Origin of the sequence: Sphingomonas sp., assembly GCF_017304615.1 — a bacterium.
Classification (GTDB): Bacteria; Pseudomonadota; Alphaproteobacteria; order Sphingomonadales; family Sphingomonadaceae; genus Sphingomonas.
In genome coordinates this window covers 1,385,731-1,404,452 of record NZ_JAFKLZ010000001.1, presented here as the reverse complement: position 1 = coordinate 1,404,452, position 18,722 = coordinate 1,385,731, and the positions used below count along the sequence as shown (strand labels likewise).

General features: G+C 64.8%; 17 protein-coding genes and 1 tRNA gene. 4 read left to right on the top strand and 14 right to left on the bottom strand.

Going from position 1 to position 18,722, the window contains the following annotated elements; translation table 11 throughout:
• Nucleotides 1–121: 121 nt before the first annotated feature.
• Together J0J06_RS07050 and J0J06_RS07045 are read right to left on the bottom strand one after the other, a co-directional pair.
• Entirely contained in the window at nt 122–790 is a 669-nt protein-coding gene (locus J0J06_RS07050; protein WP_294040596.1) for a glutathione S-transferase family protein, read from the bottom strand.
• Nucleotides 791–858: 68 nt separating this feature from the next.
• The gene (locus tag J0J06_RS07045; protein WP_294040595.1) at nt 859–990 is read right to left on the bottom strand and encodes a hypothetical protein; all 132 of its coding nucleotides are present in this window, start codon (nt 988–990) and stop codon (nt 859–861) included.
• Between the two features lie 134 nt (nt 991–1,124).
• On the opposite strand from J0J06_RS07045, the gene J0J06_RS07040 reads away from it, so the two are divergent.
• Nucleotides 1,125–1,742, top strand: a complete 618-nt coding sequence (locus J0J06_RS07040; protein WP_294040594.1) for an SH3 domain-containing protein — start codon at nt 1,125–1,127, stop codon at nt 1,740–1,742.
• 11 nt (nt 1,743–1,753) lie between these two features.
• Here the strand turns inward: J0J06_RS07040 and J0J06_RS07035 are convergent, their stop codons facing one another.
• The 7 genes from J0J06_RS07035 to rpmH all read right to left on the bottom strand — a co-directional run bounded on the left by J0J06_RS07035 (nt 1,754) and on the right by rpmH (nt 6,256).
• Entirely contained in the window at nt 1,754–2,869 is a 1,116-nt protein-coding gene (locus J0J06_RS07035; protein ID WP_366931196.1) for a zinc-binding dehydrogenase, read from the bottom strand.
• 64 nt (nt 2,870–2,933) lie between these two features.
• The gene (locus J0J06_RS07030) at nt 2,934–3,083 is read right to left on the bottom strand and encodes a hypothetical protein (protein WP_294040593.1); all 150 of its coding nucleotides are present in this window, start codon (nt 3,081–3,083) and stop codon (nt 2,934–2,936) included.
• Nucleotides 3,084–3,201: 118 nt separating this feature from the next.
• Nucleotides 3,202–3,852, bottom strand: a complete 651-nt coding sequence (yihA, locus tag J0J06_RS07025) for a ribosome biogenesis GTP-binding protein YihA/YsxC (RefSeq protein WP_294040592.1) — start codon at nt 3,850–3,852, stop codon at nt 3,202–3,204.
• On the bottom strand, nt 3,853–5,553 hold the full coding sequence (gene yidC, locus J0J06_RS07020; protein WP_294040591.1) for a membrane protein insertase YidC: 1,701 nt from the start codon (nt 5,551–5,553) through the stop codon (nt 3,853–3,855). It lies immediately after the preceding gene.
• Nucleotides 5,554–5,577: 24 nt separating this feature from the next.
• Complete coding sequence (gene yidD, locus J0J06_RS07015) at nt 5,578–5,802, bottom strand: membrane protein insertion efficiency factor YidD (protein WP_294040590.1); 225 nt, start codon at nt 5,800–5,802, stop codon at nt 5,578–5,580.
• Nucleotides 5,799–6,116 (bottom strand): ribonuclease P protein component, encoded by a 318-nt coding sequence (gene rnpA / locus J0J06_RS07010; protein WP_294040864.1) that lies wholly within the window; start codon nt 6,114–6,116, stop codon nt 5,799–5,801. The genes yidD and rnpA overlap by 4 nt, the downstream gene beginning before the upstream one ends.
• Nucleotides 6,117–6,121: 5 nt before the next feature.
• Nucleotides 6,122–6,256 carry a 50S ribosomal protein L34 gene (gene rpmH, locus J0J06_RS07005; RefSeq protein ID WP_135983209.1) on the bottom strand — a complete coding sequence of 45 codons (135 nt, stop codon included), beginning with the start codon at nt 6,254–6,256 and terminating at the stop codon, nt 6,122–6,124.
• A 242-nt stretch (nt 6,257–6,498) separates the two neighbouring features.
• Here rpmH and J0J06_RS07000 point away from each other — a divergent pair, with 242 nt between their 5' ends.
• The 3 genes from J0J06_RS07000 to J0J06_RS06990 all read left to right on the top strand — a co-directional run bounded on the left by J0J06_RS07000 (nt 6,499) and on the right by J0J06_RS06990 (nt 8,756).
• A complete protein-coding gene (locus tag J0J06_RS07000) occupies nt 6,499–8,007 on the top strand; it encodes a YifB family Mg chelatase-like AAA ATPase (protein WP_294040589.1) in 1,509 nt (502 codons plus the stop codon).
• Between the two features lie 60 nt (nt 8,008–8,067).
• Complete coding sequence (locus J0J06_RS06995) at nt 8,068–8,613, top strand: DUF805 domain-containing protein (RefSeq protein WP_294040588.1); 546 nt, start codon at nt 8,068–8,070, stop codon at nt 8,611–8,613.
• A 58-nt stretch (nt 8,614–8,671) separates the two neighbouring features.
• Nucleotides 8,672–8,756, top strand: a tRNA-Leu gene (locus tag J0J06_RS06990).
• An 11-nt stretch (nt 8,757–8,767) separates the two neighbouring features.
• Here the strand turns inward: J0J06_RS06990 and J0J06_RS06985 are convergent.
• The 5 genes from J0J06_RS06985 to J0J06_RS06965 form a co-directional block, all read right to left on the bottom strand.
• Nucleotides 8,768–10,813: a glycoside hydrolase family 97 protein gene (locus J0J06_RS06985; protein ID WP_294040587.1), complete on the bottom strand. Its 2,046-nt coding sequence runs from the start codon at nt 10,811–10,813 to the stop codon at nt 8,768–8,770.
• A gap of 10 nt (nt 10,814–10,823) precedes the next feature.
• Nucleotides 10,824–12,446 carry an alpha-glucosidase gene (locus J0J06_RS06980; protein ID WP_294040586.1) on the bottom strand — a complete coding sequence of 541 codons (1,623 nt, stop codon included), beginning with the start codon at nt 12,444–12,446 and terminating at the stop codon, nt 10,824–10,826.
• A complete protein-coding gene (locus tag J0J06_RS06975) occupies nt 12,443–14,242 on the bottom strand; it encodes an alpha-amylase family glycosyl hydrolase (protein WP_294040585.1) in 1,800 nt (599 codons plus the stop codon). Before J0J06_RS06975 ends, J0J06_RS06980 begins: the two co-directional genes overlap by 4 nt.
• The gene (locus J0J06_RS06970; protein WP_294040584.1) at nt 14,239–15,756 is read right to left on the bottom strand and encodes a tryptophan halogenase family protein; all 1,518 of its coding nucleotides are present in this window, start codon (nt 15,754–15,756) and stop codon (nt 14,239–14,241) included. The genes J0J06_RS06975 and J0J06_RS06970 overlap by 4 nt, the downstream gene beginning before the upstream one ends.
• Before the next feature lie 62 nt (nt 15,757–15,818).
• Nucleotides 15,819–18,605 carry a TonB-dependent receptor gene (locus J0J06_RS06965; protein WP_294040583.1) on the bottom strand — a complete coding sequence of 929 codons (2,787 nt, stop codon included), beginning with the start codon at nt 18,603–18,605 and terminating at the stop codon, nt 15,819–15,821.
• Nucleotides 18,606–18,722: the final 117 nt, after the last annotated feature.

The following is an 18,722-nucleotide window of genomic DNA, read 5'->3' as shown; positions in this document are numbered from 1 at the left end:
TCCGCCCCCGGTCCGTGCCAAGTCGATTCCCCCCTGATACCAATAGCCTAGAAGTATCGGTAAAACAGTCAAGGCCGCTATAGAGCACCGCCCGTAGCTGGCAGTGACGCCAGCGCGAATGTTACGAAGATGCGGCTTGCTCGAACTTCTCGATCACCCATTCCTCTTCTTGCGCGGCGGCGATCCAGTCCTGCATGAAGGGGTGGTTTAGCACGGTTTCGACATAGGGCACCGCGAACCGCGCGACCGGGAGTTGATAGGTCACGATCCGCGTGCAGACCGGCGCGAACATGATGTCGGCCGCGCCGAAATCGCCGAACAGGAAATCGCCGTCGCCGCCGAACCGCGCGCGCGCCTGCGCCCAGATTTCCATCAGCCTGGTCAGGTCCTCGAGCACGTCGTCGTCGGGCTTCTTGGTAGTATAGACCTGGCGGATGTTCATCGTGCACTTGGCGCGCAGCTTCTGGAAACCCGAATGCATCTCCGCCGCCATCGATCGTGCCATCGCGCGCGCGGCCTCGTCGGTGGGCCAGAATTTGGTGTTGCCGGTCCGTTCGTTGAGGAAATCGACGATCGCGAGACTGTCCCATACCACCACGTCGCCGTCCCACAGGATCGGCACCTTGCCCGACGACGGCGCGAACTCGTCGCCTTCGCGGCGCTTGTCCCAATCGTCGTCATAGAGCGGCACGACGACTTCCTCGAACGGCAGTCCCGATTGCTTGCATGCGAGCCAGCCGCGCAGCGACCACGACGAATAGGCCTTGTTGCCGATGATGAGCTTGAGCATGGCGCGTCGGTAAGACCGATCACGCCGCCGGGCAACCGGGCGTGGCGACTCCGCGCGTCGCGAACCGGTCAGGTCGGCCTGCGCGCTTCCTTGCGGCGATCCTTCTGGCGGCGCTCCGGTCCGCCATAGTCCGGGTCGCTATCCTGTCGGCGATCGGTGCCGCCCCGTTGGTCGGCCTGCTCGTTCGGGTCCTTGTCCATGACGGCTCCCCAAGAATGCGACGCCATGATGACACGAATTCAAGCTTTTGGCTTCGTGAAATTCGACATTTGGATTTTAGCCGTAACGATGATTGACTTGGCGCCGTCGGCGTGATGCCATGCGGACGATGAAGATGGTTAGTGCCGCCCTGGCCGCGACTTTGCTTGCGGCGTCGCCAGCTTACGCCAAACAATATCCGCCGCGCGACGATTGCGTCGCGGATGCGTCGTTCGTCGCGTTCCGCACGGCGCTGGCCGACGTCGTAAAGCGCAAGGACGCCAAGGCGCTGCTGGCCGTCACGACGAGCGATATCGAATGGAGCATGGGCGACCCACACGGCCGCGCGGGGTTCACCAAGGAATGGAAGCTCGACAAGCCGGCGACGTCGGAGATCTGGGGCCAACTCGGCCGCATGCTGGCGCACGGATGCTCGTTGAAGGATGGTGAGGCGAGCGCGCCCTATTGGTATGAGAACGGTCCGACCGGCGATCTGGCCGACATCGCGTTGATCAGCGGCGAGCGAGTGAACATCCGCGAGGCGCCGGCCAAGACCGCCAAGGTCGTCCGCACCGCCGATTGGGAAGGCGTGACGATCGGCGACGAAGCGCGCGACTGGACCAAGGTGACGTTCGAGGACGGCACCACCGGCTACGTCTCGAACGATTTCCTCTGGACCGGCTACAGCTACCGCGCGGTATTCCGCAAGAACGACGGCACGTGGCGGATGACGGCCTTCATCGCCGGCGACTGAGATCCGGCGCGTTACAGCGTCGGGTTGATCAGGTATTTCTCCCCCGTTGCCTTGCGTTGCCAACCGAGGATCGTATCCGGCGCGATCGCCTGGTCGAGCGAGATTTCGGACGTGTAGCTGCTCGCGAAGGTGGTCAGGATCTCGTCCGCGACACGCTGGCGCAACCGCGCGACTGTTTCCGTCCCCGCCTTCATCAGGAACGGCGTCAACAAAAACCCACCCACGCCCCAGGCGAATCCCATGTTCTGCACGATCGTGAGCGGCGTGAGGTTGAGCCGGCCATAGATATAGACCTGCTTGTGCACCGGCGACCCATATTGCGTCGTTGGAGGAGTCTTGCGGACCAGCGCGGCCTCCATCGCCGCCAGGATGCGCCCGGCTAGGTCGCCGCCGCCTGTCGCGTCGAACGCGATCGTCGCTCCCGTCTCGCTCAGCGCATCGACCAGCGCGTCCCGGAAATCGGGCTTGGACGAATCGATGATATATTTGGCGCCAATGTTGCTCAGGATCTTCGCCTGTTCGTCGCTGCGCACAATGTTGACGAGGTCGACGCCATCCTTGATGCAGATCTTGTTGAGCATCTGGCCGAGGTTCGACGCCGCGGCGGTGTGGACCAAAGCGGTGTGCCCTTCCATCCGCATCGTCTCCACCATGGCGAGCGCGGTCAGCGGGTTGACGAACGCCGACGCGCCCTGCGCCGGGGTGACGCCCTCGCCATAGACCAGCACCGCGGCGAGCGGCACCGTTCTGTATTGCGTGTACATCGCGCCGCCGAGCACGGCGACGGTCTTGCCGATCAGATGTTCGGCGCCATCGCCCGCGGCGACCACCACGCCCGCGCCTTCATTGCCCGCGGGCAGCGACTTGCCGAGCCGCGCCGCGACCAGACCGGCCATCGCTTCGGGGATCGCAGCGGTGGTGACGCGGCCGTCGCTCGCCAGCGTCGTCAGGTCGGCGGGGCCGAGCAGGAGAGGCTGATCGGACGGGTTGATCGGCGCGGCTTCGATCCGGACCACGACTTCGCCCGGACCCGGCGGCATCACGTCGACTTCCTGGATCGACAGTTCGAGCTTGCCGTCAGTGATCAGCGTGCGCAGTTCGCGCGCCTTGGCCGGTAACGTCATCATCCACTCCCGATCGATTGCTTGTTGCAACCGATCTAGCGGGAGGAGTCGCCCGGAGCAATCCGGGTCAGGCGCCCCAGAGCGTCTGGCTGCTGTTGCGGATCGCGTCGCCGAATTCGGACACCCGGTGGCCGAACGCCCGCGTATAGTCGCCGTTGTTGAAGGTCAGGTCGCCGATCACCGCGGCGAGCAGCCCGAACAGGATGAAGAACTTCATGTCACGATACCCCGCACATACGCGTGCCTCAGGGTAGAACCTTAAACGACTTTGGTTGCCGAAAGGTAAAGCGCCGTCGATTGTCGCGGATTACCGCGGACGCGACGAAGAATCCAATTTAACCAATCGCTTCGATCACGGCGGCGCGAAGCTCGGCGATACCGAGGCCGGTTTCGCTCGACGTCGCGATGATGTCCGGGTGGGCGGCGGGACGCGTGCGCGCCTCGGCGGCGGTGCGCGCGGCGACATCGGCGAGTTCGGTCGGCTTGATCTTGTCCGCCTTGGTCAGGACCAGGCGATAGCTCACCGCTGCCTTGTCCAGCATCTCCATGATTTCGCGATCGACATCCTTCAGCCCATGCCGTGCATCGACCAGAACCAATGTCCGCTTGAGCACGTCGCGCCCGCGCAGGTAATCGTTGACCAGGAACCGCCATTTCTTGACGACGTCCTTGGGTGCCTTAGCGAAGCCGTAGCCGGGCATATCGACCAGCCGGAACGCAAGCGGCTGGCCCACGTCGAAAAAGTTGAGTTCCTGCGTGCGTCCCGGCGTGTTGGAAGTGCGGGCAAGGCCGTTCCGGTTTGTCAACGCGTTAAGCAGCGACGACTTGCCGACGTTTGATCGGCCGGCGAACGCTACTTCGGGCGCGTCCGCGCCGGGCAAGTGCTGGAGCGCAGGCGCAGACTTGAGGAACGCGATCGGGCCGGCAAAGACCTTCCGTGCCGTCTCGATCGTGTCCTCGTCGAAAGTGTCCGGTGTTTCCGTCACCTACTTGGCCATCGGTTCCCTGAGCGCCGGATGCCGCGAATACAGCACCCGCTGCTGCAGCACGGTCAGCAGATTGCTGGTGATCCAGTAGACCTGCAGGCCGACGGCGAACGGCGCCATCACGAACATCAGCACCCACGGCATCAACGCGAATACTTGCTTCTGCGTCTCGTCCATCGGCGCGGGGTTCATGCGGAACTGCAGCCACATCGAAATCCCGAGCAGGATCGGCACCACGCCGATCGCGATCCAGTGTGGCGGCACGAAATCGAGCAGGCCGAACAGGTTGATCGGGGTCAGCGGGTCGGGCGCCGACAGGTCCTTGATCCAGGCGACGAACGGTTGATGCCGCATTTCGATCGTCAGCATCAGCACCTTATAGAGCGAATACATGATCGGGATCTGGATGAGGGTAGGGAGGCAGCCCGCGAGAGGATTGACCTTCTCATCCTTGTACAGCTTCATGATCTCCTGCTGCTGACGCTGCTTGTCGTCCTTGTAGCGTTCCTGCAGCGCCTTCATCTTCGGCTGAATCGCGCGCATCGACGCCATCGACGCGAACTGGCGCTGCGCGATTGGGAAGATCAGGCCACGGATCGTGACCGTCAACAGCATGATCGCGACGCCGAAATTGCCGATCATGCGGAACAGCCAGTCGAGATAATAGAAGATCGGTTTCTCGATCACCTCGAACCAGCCCCAGTCGAGCGCCTTGCCGAACAGCTGGACGCCCTGCTTGTCCTGATAACCATCGAGGACTCTGACTTCCTTTGATCCGGCGAAGAAGCGGCTGGTCTGGGTCAGGGCCTTGCCCGGCGCGAGCGTCGTCTTTGCGCGCGCATAGTCCGCCGAATAGCCGCTCCCGTCAGCCCCCGTAAATTCGCCCGCGAAACTCGACCCCTGGTCGGGAATCAGGGCGGTCAGCCAGTATTTGTCGGTGAAGCCCAGCCATCCGCCGTTCGTGGTGAACGGCTTCGATGCCGCAACGTCCTTATAATTAAGATCGTAATCCGCCTTGCTGTCATGCACCGACATCGGACCGATCTGGATCGTCCAGCTATCGACGTCGGCCGAGGGCCGCGCGCGACTGACGATGCCGGCGGGCGCGACATCGACCGGTGCAGCGCCCTTGTTCGCGACCGTCTGGCGGATCGTGAACATATACTGGTCGTCGACCGCCAGTTCGATCGCGAAGACCTGGCCCTGGCTGTTGGCGGCGGTCAGCGTCACCGGCTTGCCCGGCGCGAGCATAGCGCCGCTCGCCTTCCACACCGTGTCGGCGCTTGGCGGCTTCAGGCCGTTATCCTGCCACCCGAACTGCGCGTAATAAGCGTCGGCAGTGCCGACCGGCGAGAGCAGGCGGATGGGCGGCGAATCCTTGGCGATCGTTTCCTTGTACTGGGTCAGCACCAGATCATCGATCCGCGCGCCCTTCAGGTTGATCGAACCCTTCAGCGTCGGCGTGTCGATCACGACGCGCTGCCCCGCGCTTTCGCCCAGGATCGCCTTCAGGTCGCGGGTCTTAGCAGGCGTCGTTGGGGAGGGGGACGCCGGATTCGGCACGATCTTGGTCTTGCCGCCCTCGATCTTGGTCACCGGCGGGTTGGCGGGTGGGAACACCTTGTTGGCGATCACCGGCCAGCCGAACAGGATCAGCGCCGCGATGATCGCGAAGGTGATGAAATTGCGATTGTCGTTCACGGATGCAGCGACCTTATCGAGAAATCAGGGAACAGGGTCGGGTCCATACCCGCCCCAGGGATGGCACCGTGCGATCCGCTTGACCGCCAGCCACCCGCCCTTGAGCGGGCCATAGCGGCGAAGCGCGGTGATTGCATAGGCCGAACATGACGGCTGATAGCGGCAGGTCGGCGGCAGGATCGCCGACGGGCCGATCTGCCACAGCCGCACGATGCCGACGAGCAGCCAGGTGAAGAATCGCCCGATCATCGCGCGACTTTCGCCAACGCCTTGGTGAGGTCGGCCTTCAACTGAGCGAAGTCGCGAGTCAGGCCGTCCGACCGGCCGATCAGGACATGGTCGGCGCCCACGACTCCGCTCTGGGGCAGGATTTCGCGCGCCAACGCGCGAAAACGCCGCTTGATGCGATTGCGCACCACGGCGTTGCCGATCTTCTTCGTTACCGTATAGCCGACCCGCATCGCGGGATCGCCGTCCCCGCGCGCCTTAACCAACAGGACGAAGCCCGGCATCGGTGCGCGTTTGCCGCTGTTTGCCGCGAGGAAATCGCGGCGCTTGGTCAGCGTTATTACGCCGACAGCTTCTTGCGGCCGCGTGCGCGGCGGGCGCGGATCACGTTGCGGCCGCCCACGGTCGCCATCCGCGCGCGGAAGCCGTGCCGGCGCGCCCGCACCAGGTTGCTCGGCTGAAAAGTCCGCTTCATCGCTCATTCCCTGATCGTCAGAATAGAAAAGGGCCGCCACGCAGGCGGCCTTGCTGGGGGCGCGCATAAGCGAGGTCGCGCGATAAGTCAACGCGGAGGGACAGCGCCTTTCCATCGGCGTTGGATGTGGGCGCGGTGTATCAGTCGTGCAAGACGCTGTCGATAACATCTTTCGATGGGATACCGATCGCTGTTCCAACCCCGGACAAGCTGTTACGAATACGGAGAAAGCGGGGGCTTGCATGACGACTTTGGTATCGACGGTCGCGTACCTGGGGCTAGAAGCGCGCGCGGTCGAGGTCCAATGCAGCCTTATCGCCGGATTGCCGAGCTTCACCGTGGTCGGGCTGGCCGACAAGGCGGTAGCGGAAAGCCGCGAGCGGGTGAGGGGCGCGATCGCCGCGATGGGCCTGTCGCTGCCGCCCAAGCGGATCGTCGTCAACCTGTCGCCCGCCGATCTGCCCAAGGAAGGCACGCATTTCGACTTGCCGATCGCGCTGGCGTTGCTCGGCGCGATGGGCGTTGTCGATGCCGAGACGCTGAGCGAGTTCGTCGTGGTCGGCGAACTGGGGCTGGACGGCCGCATCGCGCCGTCGCCCGGCGTGTTGCTCGCGGCGTTGCATGCGTCGCAAGAAGGGAAGGGGCTGGTCTGTCCGGCCGCGCAGGGGGCGGAAGCGGCGTGGGCAGGATCGGTCCAGGTCGTCGCGGCGGCGGATCTGCTGTCGCTGCTCAACCACCTGAAGGGCAGCCAGTTGCTCGGCGCGCCTCAACCCGGCGAGGCGAGTGAACCGAGCTTCGGCCCCGACCTCAAGCAAGTAAAGGGACAGGAAACCGCCAAGCGCGCGCTGGAGATCGCGGCGGCCGGCGCACACAACCTGCTGATGGTCGGCCCTCCCGGGGCAGGCAAGTCGCTGATGGCGTCATGCCTGCCCGTCATCCTGCCGCCGCTCGACGCCGCCGAAGCGCTCGAAGTGTCGATGGTACAATCGGTCGCGGGCACGCTGGAGGGCGGACGGATCACGCGGACGCGGCCGTATCGCGCGCCGCACCATTCGGCGTCGATGGCGGCGCTGGTCGGCGGCGGGCTGCGCGTGCGGCCGGGCGAGGTCAGCCTCGCGCATCTCGGCGTACTGTTCCTCGACGAGCTGCCCGAATTCCAGCGCGCCGTGCTCGATTCGTTGCGCCAGCCGCTCGAGACCGGCACCGTCAGCGTCGCGCGTGCCAATGCGCACGTTACCTTTCCGGCGCGCGTCCAGTTGGTCGCAGCGATGAACCCGTGCCGCTGTGGGCATCTCGGTGATGCGAGCCTGGCGTGCGCGCGGGCGCCGAAATGCGCGGCGGATTATCAGGCCAAGGTATCAGGGCCGCTGCTCGATCGCATCGACCTGCATGTCGAGGTGCAGGCGGTCAGCGCCGCCGACCTCGTCCTGCCGCCGCCCGCCGAAGGATCGGCCGAAGTCGCCGCCCGCGTCGCCGCGGCGCGCGCGATCCAGGCGGCGCGCTATGCCGGTCATGCCGCCCGGACCAACGCCGAGATTGACGGCGACCTGCTCGAATCGGTCGCGACGCCGGATGAGGCCGGGCGGACATTGCTGGCCCAAGCATCGGAGGCGATGCGGCTGTCGGCGCGCGGCTATACTCGCATCCTTCGCGTCGCCCGGACGATTGCCGATCTTGCAGAGTCGGACGGCGTCGGCCGCGTGCACGTCGCCGAAGCGCTAAGCTATCGCCGCCGCGCGCCAACCAATTGAGACAGTTGACTTGGCGTCAGGCGTGTTCAGACTGACCGCGCTAAGCAAGAGGGGGCTTTCATGGAATGGATGTTGTTGCCGCTTAAGCGGTATGCCGAATTCAGCGGCCGGTCGCGGCGCATGGAATTCTGGATGTTCACGCTAGGCGTGTTTCTGCTCTATTTGGTGTTCATGGTCGTCGCGATGGTCATTGGACTAGGGGCGATGGGCATGGCGACCAGTGGTAATGGCGGCCTCGCCGCCGGGGGCATGATGGGCTTCCTGGGGTCGATGGGGATCCTTGCCGTCGTCTTCGTCGTCATCTGGCTCGGGCTGATCGTCCCGACGCTGGCGGTGCAGGTGCGCCGGCTGCACGACACCGACCGATCCGGCTGGTGGGTGATGATCTATTGGGGGCCGGTCCTCCTCAGCTGGGTCTTGAGTGTCGGCGCCGCCGCCAATGGCAGCACCGGTGTGTCGGCGATCGGCGGGATCGTGTCGCTGCTGGGTCTGATCGGCGCCATTGTGCTGCTGGTGTTCTGGTGCCTGCCGGGCACGACTGGGCCGAACCGCTACGGTCCCGATCCGCTGGGCGGAGCCAGCAATCTGGGCGAGACTTTCTCGTAACCGTTCGGGGCGGCTTGCCGGGACGACGCCCCTCGTCTAGGCAGCCGCCCACACGCTAGCGGGTGTGGTGGAATTGGTAGACGCGCCGGACTCAAAATCCGGTTCCGCAAGGAGTGTCGGTTCGAGCCCGACCACCCGCACCAGTGCTTAGGCGCTATCTCCCAGCCTTGAACCGGATCGCCTGGCCGCCACCGGGCGCGAGCCTGATCGTCAGCACGTCGCCCTTCTTTACCTTGCGCGTTTCGATCACGATCGAGTGGCGCTTGTCGGTGCGATAGTCGGCGTCGTCACCGTCGCGATAGATTTGCGCGGTGTAGGTCTTGCCGGGTGACAGGAAGTCGAGACTGACGTCGAACGCGCGCGCGGTGTCGTCGCCGACCGAGCCGAGGAACCAGTCCTCCGATCCCTTGGCCTTGCGGACGATCGTGGCATATTCGCCGACCTCGCCGTTGAGCACGCGCGTGTCGTCCCAATCGACCGCGACATCCTTGATGAACTGGAATGCCGCCGGATATTTCGCATAGTTCTCCGGCAGGTCGGCCGCCATCTGGATCGGCGAATAGATCACGACGTAGAGCGCGAGCTGCTTGGCGATGGTCGACAATATGTCGGTGTCGCCGCGGCCCTTCAGGCTGAGCACGCCGGGCGTGAAGTCGAACGGCCCGCCGAGCATCCGGGTGAAGACCAGTTCGCTTTCCCACTTGGGCGGGTTCTTGGGCACGCCCCACGCATTGTATTCCATGCCGCGCTGCCCCTCGCGACTGACCCAGTTGGGATAAGTGCGGCGCAAGCCCGTATCCTTGATCGGCTCGTGCGCGTCGATCGTGATGCGGCGCTTGGCGGCTTCGGTGACGACGAGCAGATGGTGGCGCGCCATCACCTGACCTTCATGCCATTCGTAGCGGATCGAGCCGTCCGGCGCGCGCCATTGCACGCCGCCGGCGTCGGAGACGTAACCGGTCTTCACCGCGGTGATGCCGAGCTTCTGATAGAGGTCGAACGCGGCGCGCATTTGGTCCTCGTAATGCGCGATGTTCGCCGACGTCTCGTTGTGGCCGATGATCACGACGCCCTTCGACCGGGCGTAGTCGGTCAGCTTCTTGATGTCATAGTCGGGGTAGGGCTGGGTGAAGCTGAAGGTCCAGCCATTGGCGAACCAGTCGCCGTCCCAACCGACATTCCACCCCTCGACCAGCACGCCCTTGAACCCGTTGTCGGCGGCGAAGTCGATCATCTTCATCACGTTCGCGGTGGTCGCGCCGTGCTTCGGCCCCGAACTCCACGATTGCGTGTCGAGGTGCATGCCCCACCAGATGCCGACATATTTCATCGGCTTGACCCAGGACACGTCGCCGAGCTTGTTGGGCTCGTTGAGGTTGAGGATCAGCGAATTGGCCATGTACAGCGACGGCGCATCGGGCGTGATCAGCAGCACGCGCCACGGCGTCGGGAAGGGCGCGGCGCGGCTGACCTTCGGGCCGCTGGACGAGGGCGTCAGTACCGCCTTTAGCAATCCGCCCTGCACCTTCGCGACGTTCATCCCCGAATAATCGACCAACGCCGCCTCGTGGATCGCGACGTAGAGCCCGCTCGCGGTCTTGAGCGTCAACGGGGTCTGCGCGGTGCCGATCTCGGCGATCGGGGTCTTGTTGTAGAGCTGTTCCTCGCGGTTCGATTCGAACGCGGGCGACCACCAGGCGGTGGCGGACTCGGCGACCGCGAATTGCGTCAGTTCCTCGGCGATGTTGGCGGTCTTGAGGTTGGGCTGGTCGGGGAATTCGTAGCGAAAGCCGATGCCGTTGTCATAGACGCGGAACACGACGGCGATGCTGCGCTTGAGCTTGTTCACCTCGCGAAGGGTGACGCGCATCTCGTTGTAATGGTTGCGGATCGTGCGCCATTCGCCCCATGGCTGGGTCCAGCTTTCGTCGAAGGTCGAGCGCGTGACATTGGCGATTTCCAGGTCGCGGGCGAATTGCGGGGCGTCGGTGAACAGGAAGCCGAGCAACGAAGGCGCGATCACCGCCTTGCCGTTCCGCGACACGGAGTAGCTGGCGCGCCCTTCCGGTCCGATCGCGACCGACGCGCTCAGCACCTTGCCGGGGGATTCGACACTCGCGTCGATGACGGGCGACTGCGCGAGGGCCGGCGCGGCCACCAGCAGCATGGCCAAAGCGGCCAGGAAACTCACCAACCGCATCGCGGACTCCTCATAATCTGGTCGCGATCAGCCCGGCATAGCCGCCAAGCCGCCAGCCATCGACATCACCCACGGTTTCCACCGCGCTCCATTGGCCCGCGTCGGTCGGGGTCCAGTCGGCATGTTCGGGCGCGAGATTGAACACGCAGAGCAGGGTTTCGGTCCCCGCCGACCGCTCGAACGCCAGCAGGGTGTCGGTCACCGCCAGCATCGCCACATCGCCCGTCATCAACGCATCGCTTGCATGGCGGAACGCGATCAGCCGGCGCGTTAGGTTGAGCAGCGATGCGGGGTCGGCATTCTGTCGATCGACCGCAAGGCTCGCATGATCCTCGCCGATCGGCAGCCACGGCGCCGCGGTCGAGAAACCGGCATGGTCGTTGGGGTTGCCGCGCCACGGCATCGGCGTCCGCGCGCCGTCGCGGGACAGCGTCAGCGGCCAGTTGGCGATGGCTTCCGGGTCCTTGAGCGATTCGAACGGAATATCTACCTGCGTCAGTCCGAGCTCCTCGCCCTGATAGAGGAACAGGTTGCCGCGCAGGCTGATCAGCAGCAGCAGCTTGAGCCGCGCGAACGCCGCGCGATGCTCCGGCCCGACCCAGCGCGAAATCGCGCGCGGCGCGTCGTGATTCTCGAACGCCCAGCTCGGCCAGCCCGTCCCCGGCGTCTGCGGCCATTGCGCCAGCGCGTCGCGGACCAGCGCAGGTGTCAGCCGGTCGGCGTAGAGGAAGTTGAAGCCATAGGCCGAATTGAGCCGGCGATCACCCTCGGTGAAAGCGTGCATTTCCGCCTCCGGATGCGCGCCGCCGACCTCGGCCACGGTGAACGTCGCGCCATAGCCATCCAGCAGCGACCGGAGCCGCTCGAGGAAAAGGGGGATTTCCGGTTGGCTCTGGTTGTGGATGTGAAGCTGGAAATCGAAGGGACGCGTGCGCGGCCCCGGCGGGGCGGGCGGATTGTCGGTCAGCGCGGGGTCGTGCATCGAAAAGTTGATCGCATCGATACGGAACCCGTCGACGCCGCGGTCCAGCCAGAACTTCGCCGTCCCCAGCAACGCGTCCTGCACCGCCCGATTGTGAACGTGGAGCTGCGGCTGCGACGCCAGGAAATTGTGCATGTAATATTGCCCGCGCCGCGCATCCCACGTCCAGGCGGGGCCGCCGAACACCGACTGCCAGTTGCTGGGTGGCGATCCGTCCGGCTTCGCGTCGGCCCAGACGTACCAGTCGGCCCTGGGATTGGTGCGGTCGGTGCGGCTTTCGCGGAACCAGGCGTGCTGGTCGCTCGAATGCGAATAAACCTGGTCGATCAGCACCTTGAGGCCCAGTTCGTGTGCGCGGGCGATCAGTGCGTCGAAATCGGCGAGCGTGCCGAAGATCGGATCGACGTCGCAATAATCCGCAACGTCGTAACCGAAATCGAGCATCGGTGACGTGAAGAAGGGCGACAGCCAGATGCCGTCGACGCCCAGGCTCGCGACGTGATCGAGATGCGCGGTGATGCCCGGCAAGTCGCCGATCCCGTCGCCGTTCGAATCGGCGAAGCTGCGCGGGTAGATCTGATAGATCACGGCGCCGCGCCACCATTCGCGCGTCGCCGATGCAGGTACGGTCAGGCGGGACACGTCGTTCACTTGGCCTCGCAGATGATGAAGTCGAGCGGGGCGAGATCGGCCCTGACGCTGCCCGGCGCGCTCGCGGTGGCGGCGCACCGGCCGTGGAGCGGCGCGAACGCCGTCGATGCCTGATCGACCAGGACGTTGGCCGACAGCGGCGCGGTCGAAGTGTTGAACGCGATCAGCACTTCCTTGCCCGTATCTGGGTCGAACCGCGACACGGCGAACAGGCCTGGCTTGTTGCCCCAGGCGCGCAGTTCCTGACGCCCGCGAGTGAGCGCGCGGTGGCTGGTGCGGATGCGCGACAATTCGGCGATCAGCTTGAAGATCGGATTGTCGGTGCCGAAACTCGGCGTCGCGGTGGTCTTGGTCGTGCCGAGCAACTTGTTGTCGTTATAGACCGCGACCTTGCTGCCGAACATGTCCTCGCGCGCCAGTTGGTCGCCGCCGTCGCTGACGAAGCCCTGTTCGTCGCCGTAATAGATCGTCGGCACGCCGCGCAGCGTGAGCAGCATAGCGTGGCCCAGCATGACGCGCTTGAGTAATTCGTCGTCGCTGGCGGTCGGAAAGCCCTTCTTCACGAACTGCGAGAAACGGCCCGCGTCGTGATTGCCGAGGAAGGTGGGCAGGGTGCGCGCGCCCGCTTCGCCGCCTTCGTAGACCGGGTCGGCAAAGAACAATCGGAACAGCTCGCCGGTCGGCGCGGTCCCGCCGACCGTGTCGATCACGGCGCGGGCAAAGGCGAAGTCGAGCACCGACGGCAACCCGCCGGCGCGGGTATGCTCGGCGAGGCGGGCAGGGTCCATCTGATCGGTGAACACTTCGCCGAAGATGTGGAAATTGGGGATGCCGTTCGCCCTGGCGCGCGCCAGCATCGCGGGGACGAACGCGCGCCAGAACGCGGCGTCGACATGCTGCGCGGTATCGATGCGGAAGCCGTCGACCCCGAAATCGTCGATCCACTTGCCGTAGATCTCGATCATCCCGGCAATGACACGCGGATTCTCGGTCATCAGGTCGTCGAGCCCGGAGAAATCGCCGAGCTGCGAATCCTCGGTCGAGAAGGTCGAATCGCCGCGATTGTGGTAATAGACCGGGTCGTTGAGCCACGCCGGAACCTTCACCTTCTCCTCCCCCTTGGGGAGATAAGGGGTGTAGGCCCAGATCGGGTCGGTCAGCTTGTCATAATTCCCGCCGGTGAAAGCAGGATTGATCGCCGGCCCGCCGATGCCGCCGCGCCGCGTGTAGGGATAATCGGCGCGGCTGCGATACGCGCACGGCTTGTCGGGCGCGCACTCGCGATACTTGATCACGTCGGCGGTGTGGTTGGCGATGATGTCCATATAGACCTTCATCCCGCGCGCATGGGCGGCATCGACCAGCGCCTTGAAATCGGCGTTGGTGCCGAAATGGGGGTCGACCTGAGTAAAGTCGGTGATCCAGTAACCGTGATAGCCGGCGCTTTCGTCACCGACCGGTCCCTGCACCGCCTTGTTCTTGAAGATCGGTCCGACCCACAAGGCGGTCGCGCCGAGCGCCTGGATGTAGTCGAGCCGCTTGATCAGCCCCTTCAGGTCGCCACCATGATAGAAGCCTTTCGCGGTCGGATCGAACCCGGTGGTCAGCCGGTCGCCCTTGAGTCCGCCGGTATCGTTCTTCGGGTCGCCGTTTTCGAACCGATCGGGAAGGACGAAATAGATCACCTCGTCCTCGGGCAGGCGGTCGCGATAGGACGGCGCCGGGGCAGGGGTCGAAACCGCCGGCTGGACGAGCGACGTGGCGAGCAGGGCGGTCAGCAACGCGCGGCGGATCATGCGGTCAGGCTCCGGGTTGGCGCGGCGCAGTGGCGCGCGATGAAATCGGCATGGCTCCGCATCGCCGCAGCGGTGCGGTCGACGACGGTGGCGACCGTCGACAGGAAGCCGTCGAGGTCGCTGCTGTCGAGCTGGTCGGCGAGGGGGTGATAGCGATCTGGGATGATGCCCTGGCCGATCAGCACCTGGACCCAGGCGGGTTCGGCGAACAATTCGTCGGGGAGCCGTGAGACGTTCCCGGTCGCGCGCCACAAGGCGAGCTTGCGGTCCAGTTCCTCGGGCAGGGACATCATGCGGGCGTGGTCCCACAAAGGCTCACCGACGCGCTGGTTCGCGTGATAGTGCAGCACGAGGAAGTCGCGGATGCGGTCGAACTCGAAATGCGCGAGGCGGTTATATTCGGCGCGCGCCGCGTCGCTGACCGGACCGCCCGGCAGCAAGTCGAGCAATCGCGCGATCGCGGTCTGGATCAGGTGGATACTGGTCGATTCGAGCGGCTCGAGAAATCCCGATGCGAGCCCGATCGCGACCACGTTGCAGACGAAGAACGCATCGCGCTTTCCCGCGGTGAAGCGAAGCGGCTTGGGATCGGCCATCGCTTCGCCGTCGAGATTGGCGAGCAGGGTCGCCGCCGCCTCGTCGTCGGAGACGTGCTTGCTGGCATAGACATAGCCGTTGCCGATGCGGTGCTGGAGCGGGATGCGCCATTGCCACCCGGCCTTGCGCGCCGTCGCCCGGGTGTAGGGCGTGAAATCGCCGCCGAGCGCGCAGGGCACCGCCATCGCTCGGTCGCACGGCAGCCAGTGCGACCAGTCCTCGAACCCCACCCCCAGCGCCTCGCCAAGCAGCAGCGAGCGGAAGCCCGACGCGTCGACGAACAGGTCGCCCGCCACCGCGCAGTCGTCGTCCAGCCGCACCGACGCGACATCGCCGCTCTCGCCGATACGCTTTACGCCGACGATCCGACCCTCGACCCGTACGACGCCGCGCGCTTCGGCATATCGGCGCAGATAGGCGGCGTAGAGCGCGGCATCGAACTGAAAGGCGTAGGGCATCGGCGGAATGACGCCCGGCTGCGGCCCGGTCTGGCGAGCGAACTTCAGCCGGCGGGCGGCGGTTTCGTTGAGAGAATAGCTCGAAAGGGCCTGCGCGCTTCCCGCCTGGCGCGCGCGCAGCCAGTAATGATGGAATTGGGTCAGGCCGAGTCCGCGCCCGATCGTGCCGAACGCGTGCATGTAGCGCTCGCCCGGCTGGGTCCAGCCGTCGAATTCGATCCCCAGCTTGATCGTGCCCTGCGTCGCGCGGAGGAAGTCGTCCTCGTCGAGCCCGAGCGCGGCGTTGAACAACTGGATTTGCGGAATGGTCGATTCACCGACGCCGACCGTGCCGATCGCGTCCGATTCGACCAGCACGATGCGCCAGCCGCTTTCCAGGAACCGCGCGGTCATGGCGGCTGTCATCCATCCGGCGGTGCCACCGCCGACGATGACGAGCGTCTGTGTGCGCTGCTCCACGGAAAAATCCTTCGCCTCGAGACGCCGCCGGTCATAGGCGACCGGCGGCGTCCGCGGCTATGTCAGAACTTGAATGACGCCCCGGCCAGGAACCGGCGACCATATTTCTGATAGTCGATCACCTGTTCTGGGTGGTTCGGGTTGTAGGTCGTGAACGGCTCGTCGGTCAGGTTCTGTCCCTGGACGTAGATCGACAGACCCTTCAGCGCGCCGCCGAAGTCATAGCCGACCTGCGCATCGACGATCGTTTCCGGCGCCGCGCGGCGACGGACGCGGTTGGCCGCGAAGCCTGATACTTCGCCGACGAAAGTCGAACGGTAACGGACGCTGCCGCGCGCATTGAAGCCCCACTTCTCGAAGAAGAGCGTGCCGTTGGCGACCCACTTCGAATAGCCCGGAATGTCCTCCGACGGCGCGCCCGGCGTCGGGTGGATCTGCGTCTTGGTGTAAGACGCGCCACCCGTGATGCCGAAGCCGTCGAGCGCCGAGGTGAAGGTCGAGAAGGGCAGGGTCGCCGCGAGTTCGGCGCCGTAAAGCGAGCCGCCCTTGCCGTTGATTGGCGTGTTGAGCACCGCGGTGGGCGAGATGATATATTGCGGACCCGGGCTAGCGAGCGCCAGGCTGGTGGTGGGGATCACCGTATCCTGATTGTAGATGTAGCTCTTCAGATCCTTGTAGAAGAACTGCGCCGAGATGAAGCCCTTCTCGCCGAAATACTTCTCGAAGGTCAGGTCGACCGCATTCGCGCGCCACGGCCGCAAATCCGGATTGCCGGAGCTGCCGGTGACCTGGGCGAAGTTCTGTCCGTTGATCGTCGCGAAGGTGTAGCCGAAGCTCACCGTCGCGCGCATGTCGTCGAGGCGCGGCCGGATGATCTCGCGCGCCGCAGCGAAGCGGATCACGAAATCGCTCGGCAGGCGCAGCGACAGGTTCAGGCTGGGCAGGACGTCGACATAATCGGTGCTGGCGTTGCGCCGCGCCACGCCGATATTGGGCGAGCCGTTCGGGTTGGCCCCGAGATACACTGCCGACGCGCCGTTGGAGTTCTGGTCGGTCACAATCACCTGAACGCCTACATTGCCGGTCAGTTCGGACGCGCCCATCTGGTGCTTGATGTTGGTCTGGAAATAGCCTGTCATCAGCTTTTCGCGGATGTCATAGGCCTTGACCACGACGTCGCCATAGGGGTTCGGCACGAGGTTGTAGATCCCGCTCTTGACCAGCGCGACAGGGTCGTAGCTCACCACCGGACCCAGGCCGAACAGCAGGTTGGTCATCCCGAGCCGATACTGGCTGGGAATCGACACGCTGGTCGTGCCGTTGGTGTTGGCCTTCAGCCCCAGGAAATATTCGTCCGGCGTCAACGCCTTGGAACGGTTGGTGTAATTCAGGCCGAACTGCACGGACCGAATGAACCCGTTGTCGATCTCCTTCTCGACCTCGGCGCGGTATTGCCAAAGCTCGTCCCTGATGAACCGGTTGTTGTAATAGCCATCCTGTCCGCCGACCACCTGGGTCCCGTTGGTCGCGATCTGCGTGCCGCCCCAACCTTGCGGACTGGTCAGCTGGATCAGGTTGTAGTCGCCATAGTTGAGGTTGTGCGTGAAGGTCGAACCTTGCAGGCCGCTGCTGAAGCCGATCGTGTCGGTCGCGCCAACCCCGGCGCGGCCCGTGCCCGAATAGCTTTCGATGTTGAGCTCGTTGCGATCGGTCTTCGAATAGCTGACGTCGAGATAGGCGTTCCAGCCATTGTCGCCTTTGTACGCGCCGTTCCACCCGAACGAATAGAGCTTGGCGTGGCGCTGGAATGCGTCGTTGCGGACGACGCCCTTCACGCCGGTGAAGGTGCCAGAGGTGATGAGCCCGGTTGACGGGTCGGTCTGCGCATTTGTAAGCGGCGCGCCGCCCCAATAAAGCGGCAATTCGATGCCGCGCTTGATCTGGTCGTCCTTGAAGTCCGAATAGAAGGCGTCGAACGTCGTCGTGAAGTTCGGTGCCGGCTTCCACTCGACGGTGCCCTGGAGACCGAGCCGCTTGAGCGTGGTGGACGTGTTGTACGACTTGGACCCGCCGATCACGACCGGTGTGGCCGCCGCCGTCGTGTTGGCGTACCCCCACGAGTTGAACTCGCTGATCTGATAAGGTTCGTTGACATAGCTGGCCGACAGGGCGACGCCGAGCGTGTCGTTCATGAACTGGCCGACATAGACGCCGTTGACGCGGTAGCCGAGGTCACGCGACTTCGCGTTGAGCTTGCCCAGATCGGCGTAGGAGCCGCGCGCGCCGATCGACACGACGGTCTTGCCGTATTCGAGCGGGCGGATCGTGCGCAGGTCGACCGTGCCCGACAGGCCCTGGCCGATGATCGACGCCATCGGCGTCTTGTAGACCAGCACCGAATTGACGACTTCCGACGGATACTGGTCATATTCGACCGCGCGGTTGTCGCCGGTCGAGGTCTGTTCGCGGCCGTTCAGCAGCGTCGTCGAGAAATCGGGCGAGAAGCCGCGGATCGAGATGCTATTGGAGCGACCCGAAAGGCGCTGCGAGGTGAGGCCGGGGAGGCGGGCGATCGATTCCGCGATCGACGCGTCGGGCAGCTTGCCGATGTCTTCGGCCGTGACAGATTCGACGACCTGATCGACATTCTTCTTCTTGGCGGTCGCGCTTTGCAGCGAGGCGCGGAAGCCCGACACGACGATGTCGTTGGCGGCGTCGGCGGCTTGATCGGACGCAGCGGTGTCCTGTGCGGCCGCGGGCGATGCGACGGCGGCCAGCGCACCGGCCAACGCGATGCAGCTGACGCGCAGTGCGAGATCGGTACGACGAATGGATCGAGAAAAGCGCATTAATTCCTCCCCTTGCAGCCGCGCCAACTTTGGCCTCGGTGCGCGCCCACTTGGCGCGTTACGGACTTGCCGCCCCTATTTGCCGGCGCGAAATCGGCCAAGTCGGCCACATACGTA

What these genes read in the sequence shown, in the direction of transcription:
- J0J06_RS07050 (WP_294040596.1), bottom strand. Translation starts at nt 790, where the DNA reads ATGCTCAAGCTCATCATCGGCAACAAGGCCTATTCGTCGTGGTCGCTG.
- J0J06_RS07045 (WP_294040595.1), bottom strand. Translation starts at nt 990, where the DNA reads ATGGACAAGGACCCGAACGAGCAGGCCGACCAACGGGGCGGCACCGAT.
- J0J06_RS07040 (WP_294040594.1), top strand. Translation starts at nt 1,125, where the DNA reads ATGGTTAGTGCCGCCCTGGCCGCGACTTTGCTTGCGGCGTCGCCAGCT.
- J0J06_RS07035 (WP_366931196.1), bottom strand. Translation starts at nt 2,869, where the DNA reads ATGATGACGTTACCGGCCAAGGCGCGCGAACTGCGCACGCTGATCACT.
- J0J06_RS07030 (WP_294040593.1), bottom strand. Translation starts at nt 3,083, where the DNA reads ATGAAGTTCTTCATCCTGTTCGGGCTGCTCGCCGCGGTGATCGGCGAC.
- yidD (WP_294040590.1), bottom strand. Translation starts at nt 5,802, where the DNA reads ATGATCGGGCGATTCTTCACCTGGCTGCTCGTCGGCATCGTGCGGCTG.
- rpmH (WP_135983209.1), bottom strand. Translation starts at nt 6,256, where the DNA reads ATGAAGCGGACTTTTCAGCCGAGCAACCTGGTGCGGGCGCGCCGGCAC.
- J0J06_RS07000 (WP_294040589.1), top strand. Translation starts at nt 6,499, where the DNA reads ATGACGACTTTGGTATCGACGGTCGCGTACCTGGGGCTAGAAGCGCGC.
- J0J06_RS06995 (WP_294040588.1), top strand. Translation starts at nt 8,068, where the DNA reads ATGGAATGGATGTTGTTGCCGCTTAAGCGGTATGCCGAATTCAGCGGC.
- J0J06_RS06985 (WP_294040587.1), bottom strand. Translation starts at nt 10,813, where the DNA reads ATGCGGTTGGTGAGTTTCCTGGCCGCTTTGGCCATGCTGCTGGTGGCC.
- J0J06_RS06975 (WP_294040585.1), bottom strand. Translation starts at nt 14,242, where the DNA reads ATGATCCGCCGCGCGTTGCTGACCGCCCTGCTCGCCACGTCGCTCGTC.
- J0J06_RS06965 (WP_294040583.1), bottom strand. Translation starts at nt 18,605, where the DNA reads ATGCGCTTTTCTCGATCCATTCGTCGTACCGATCTCGCACTGCGCGTC.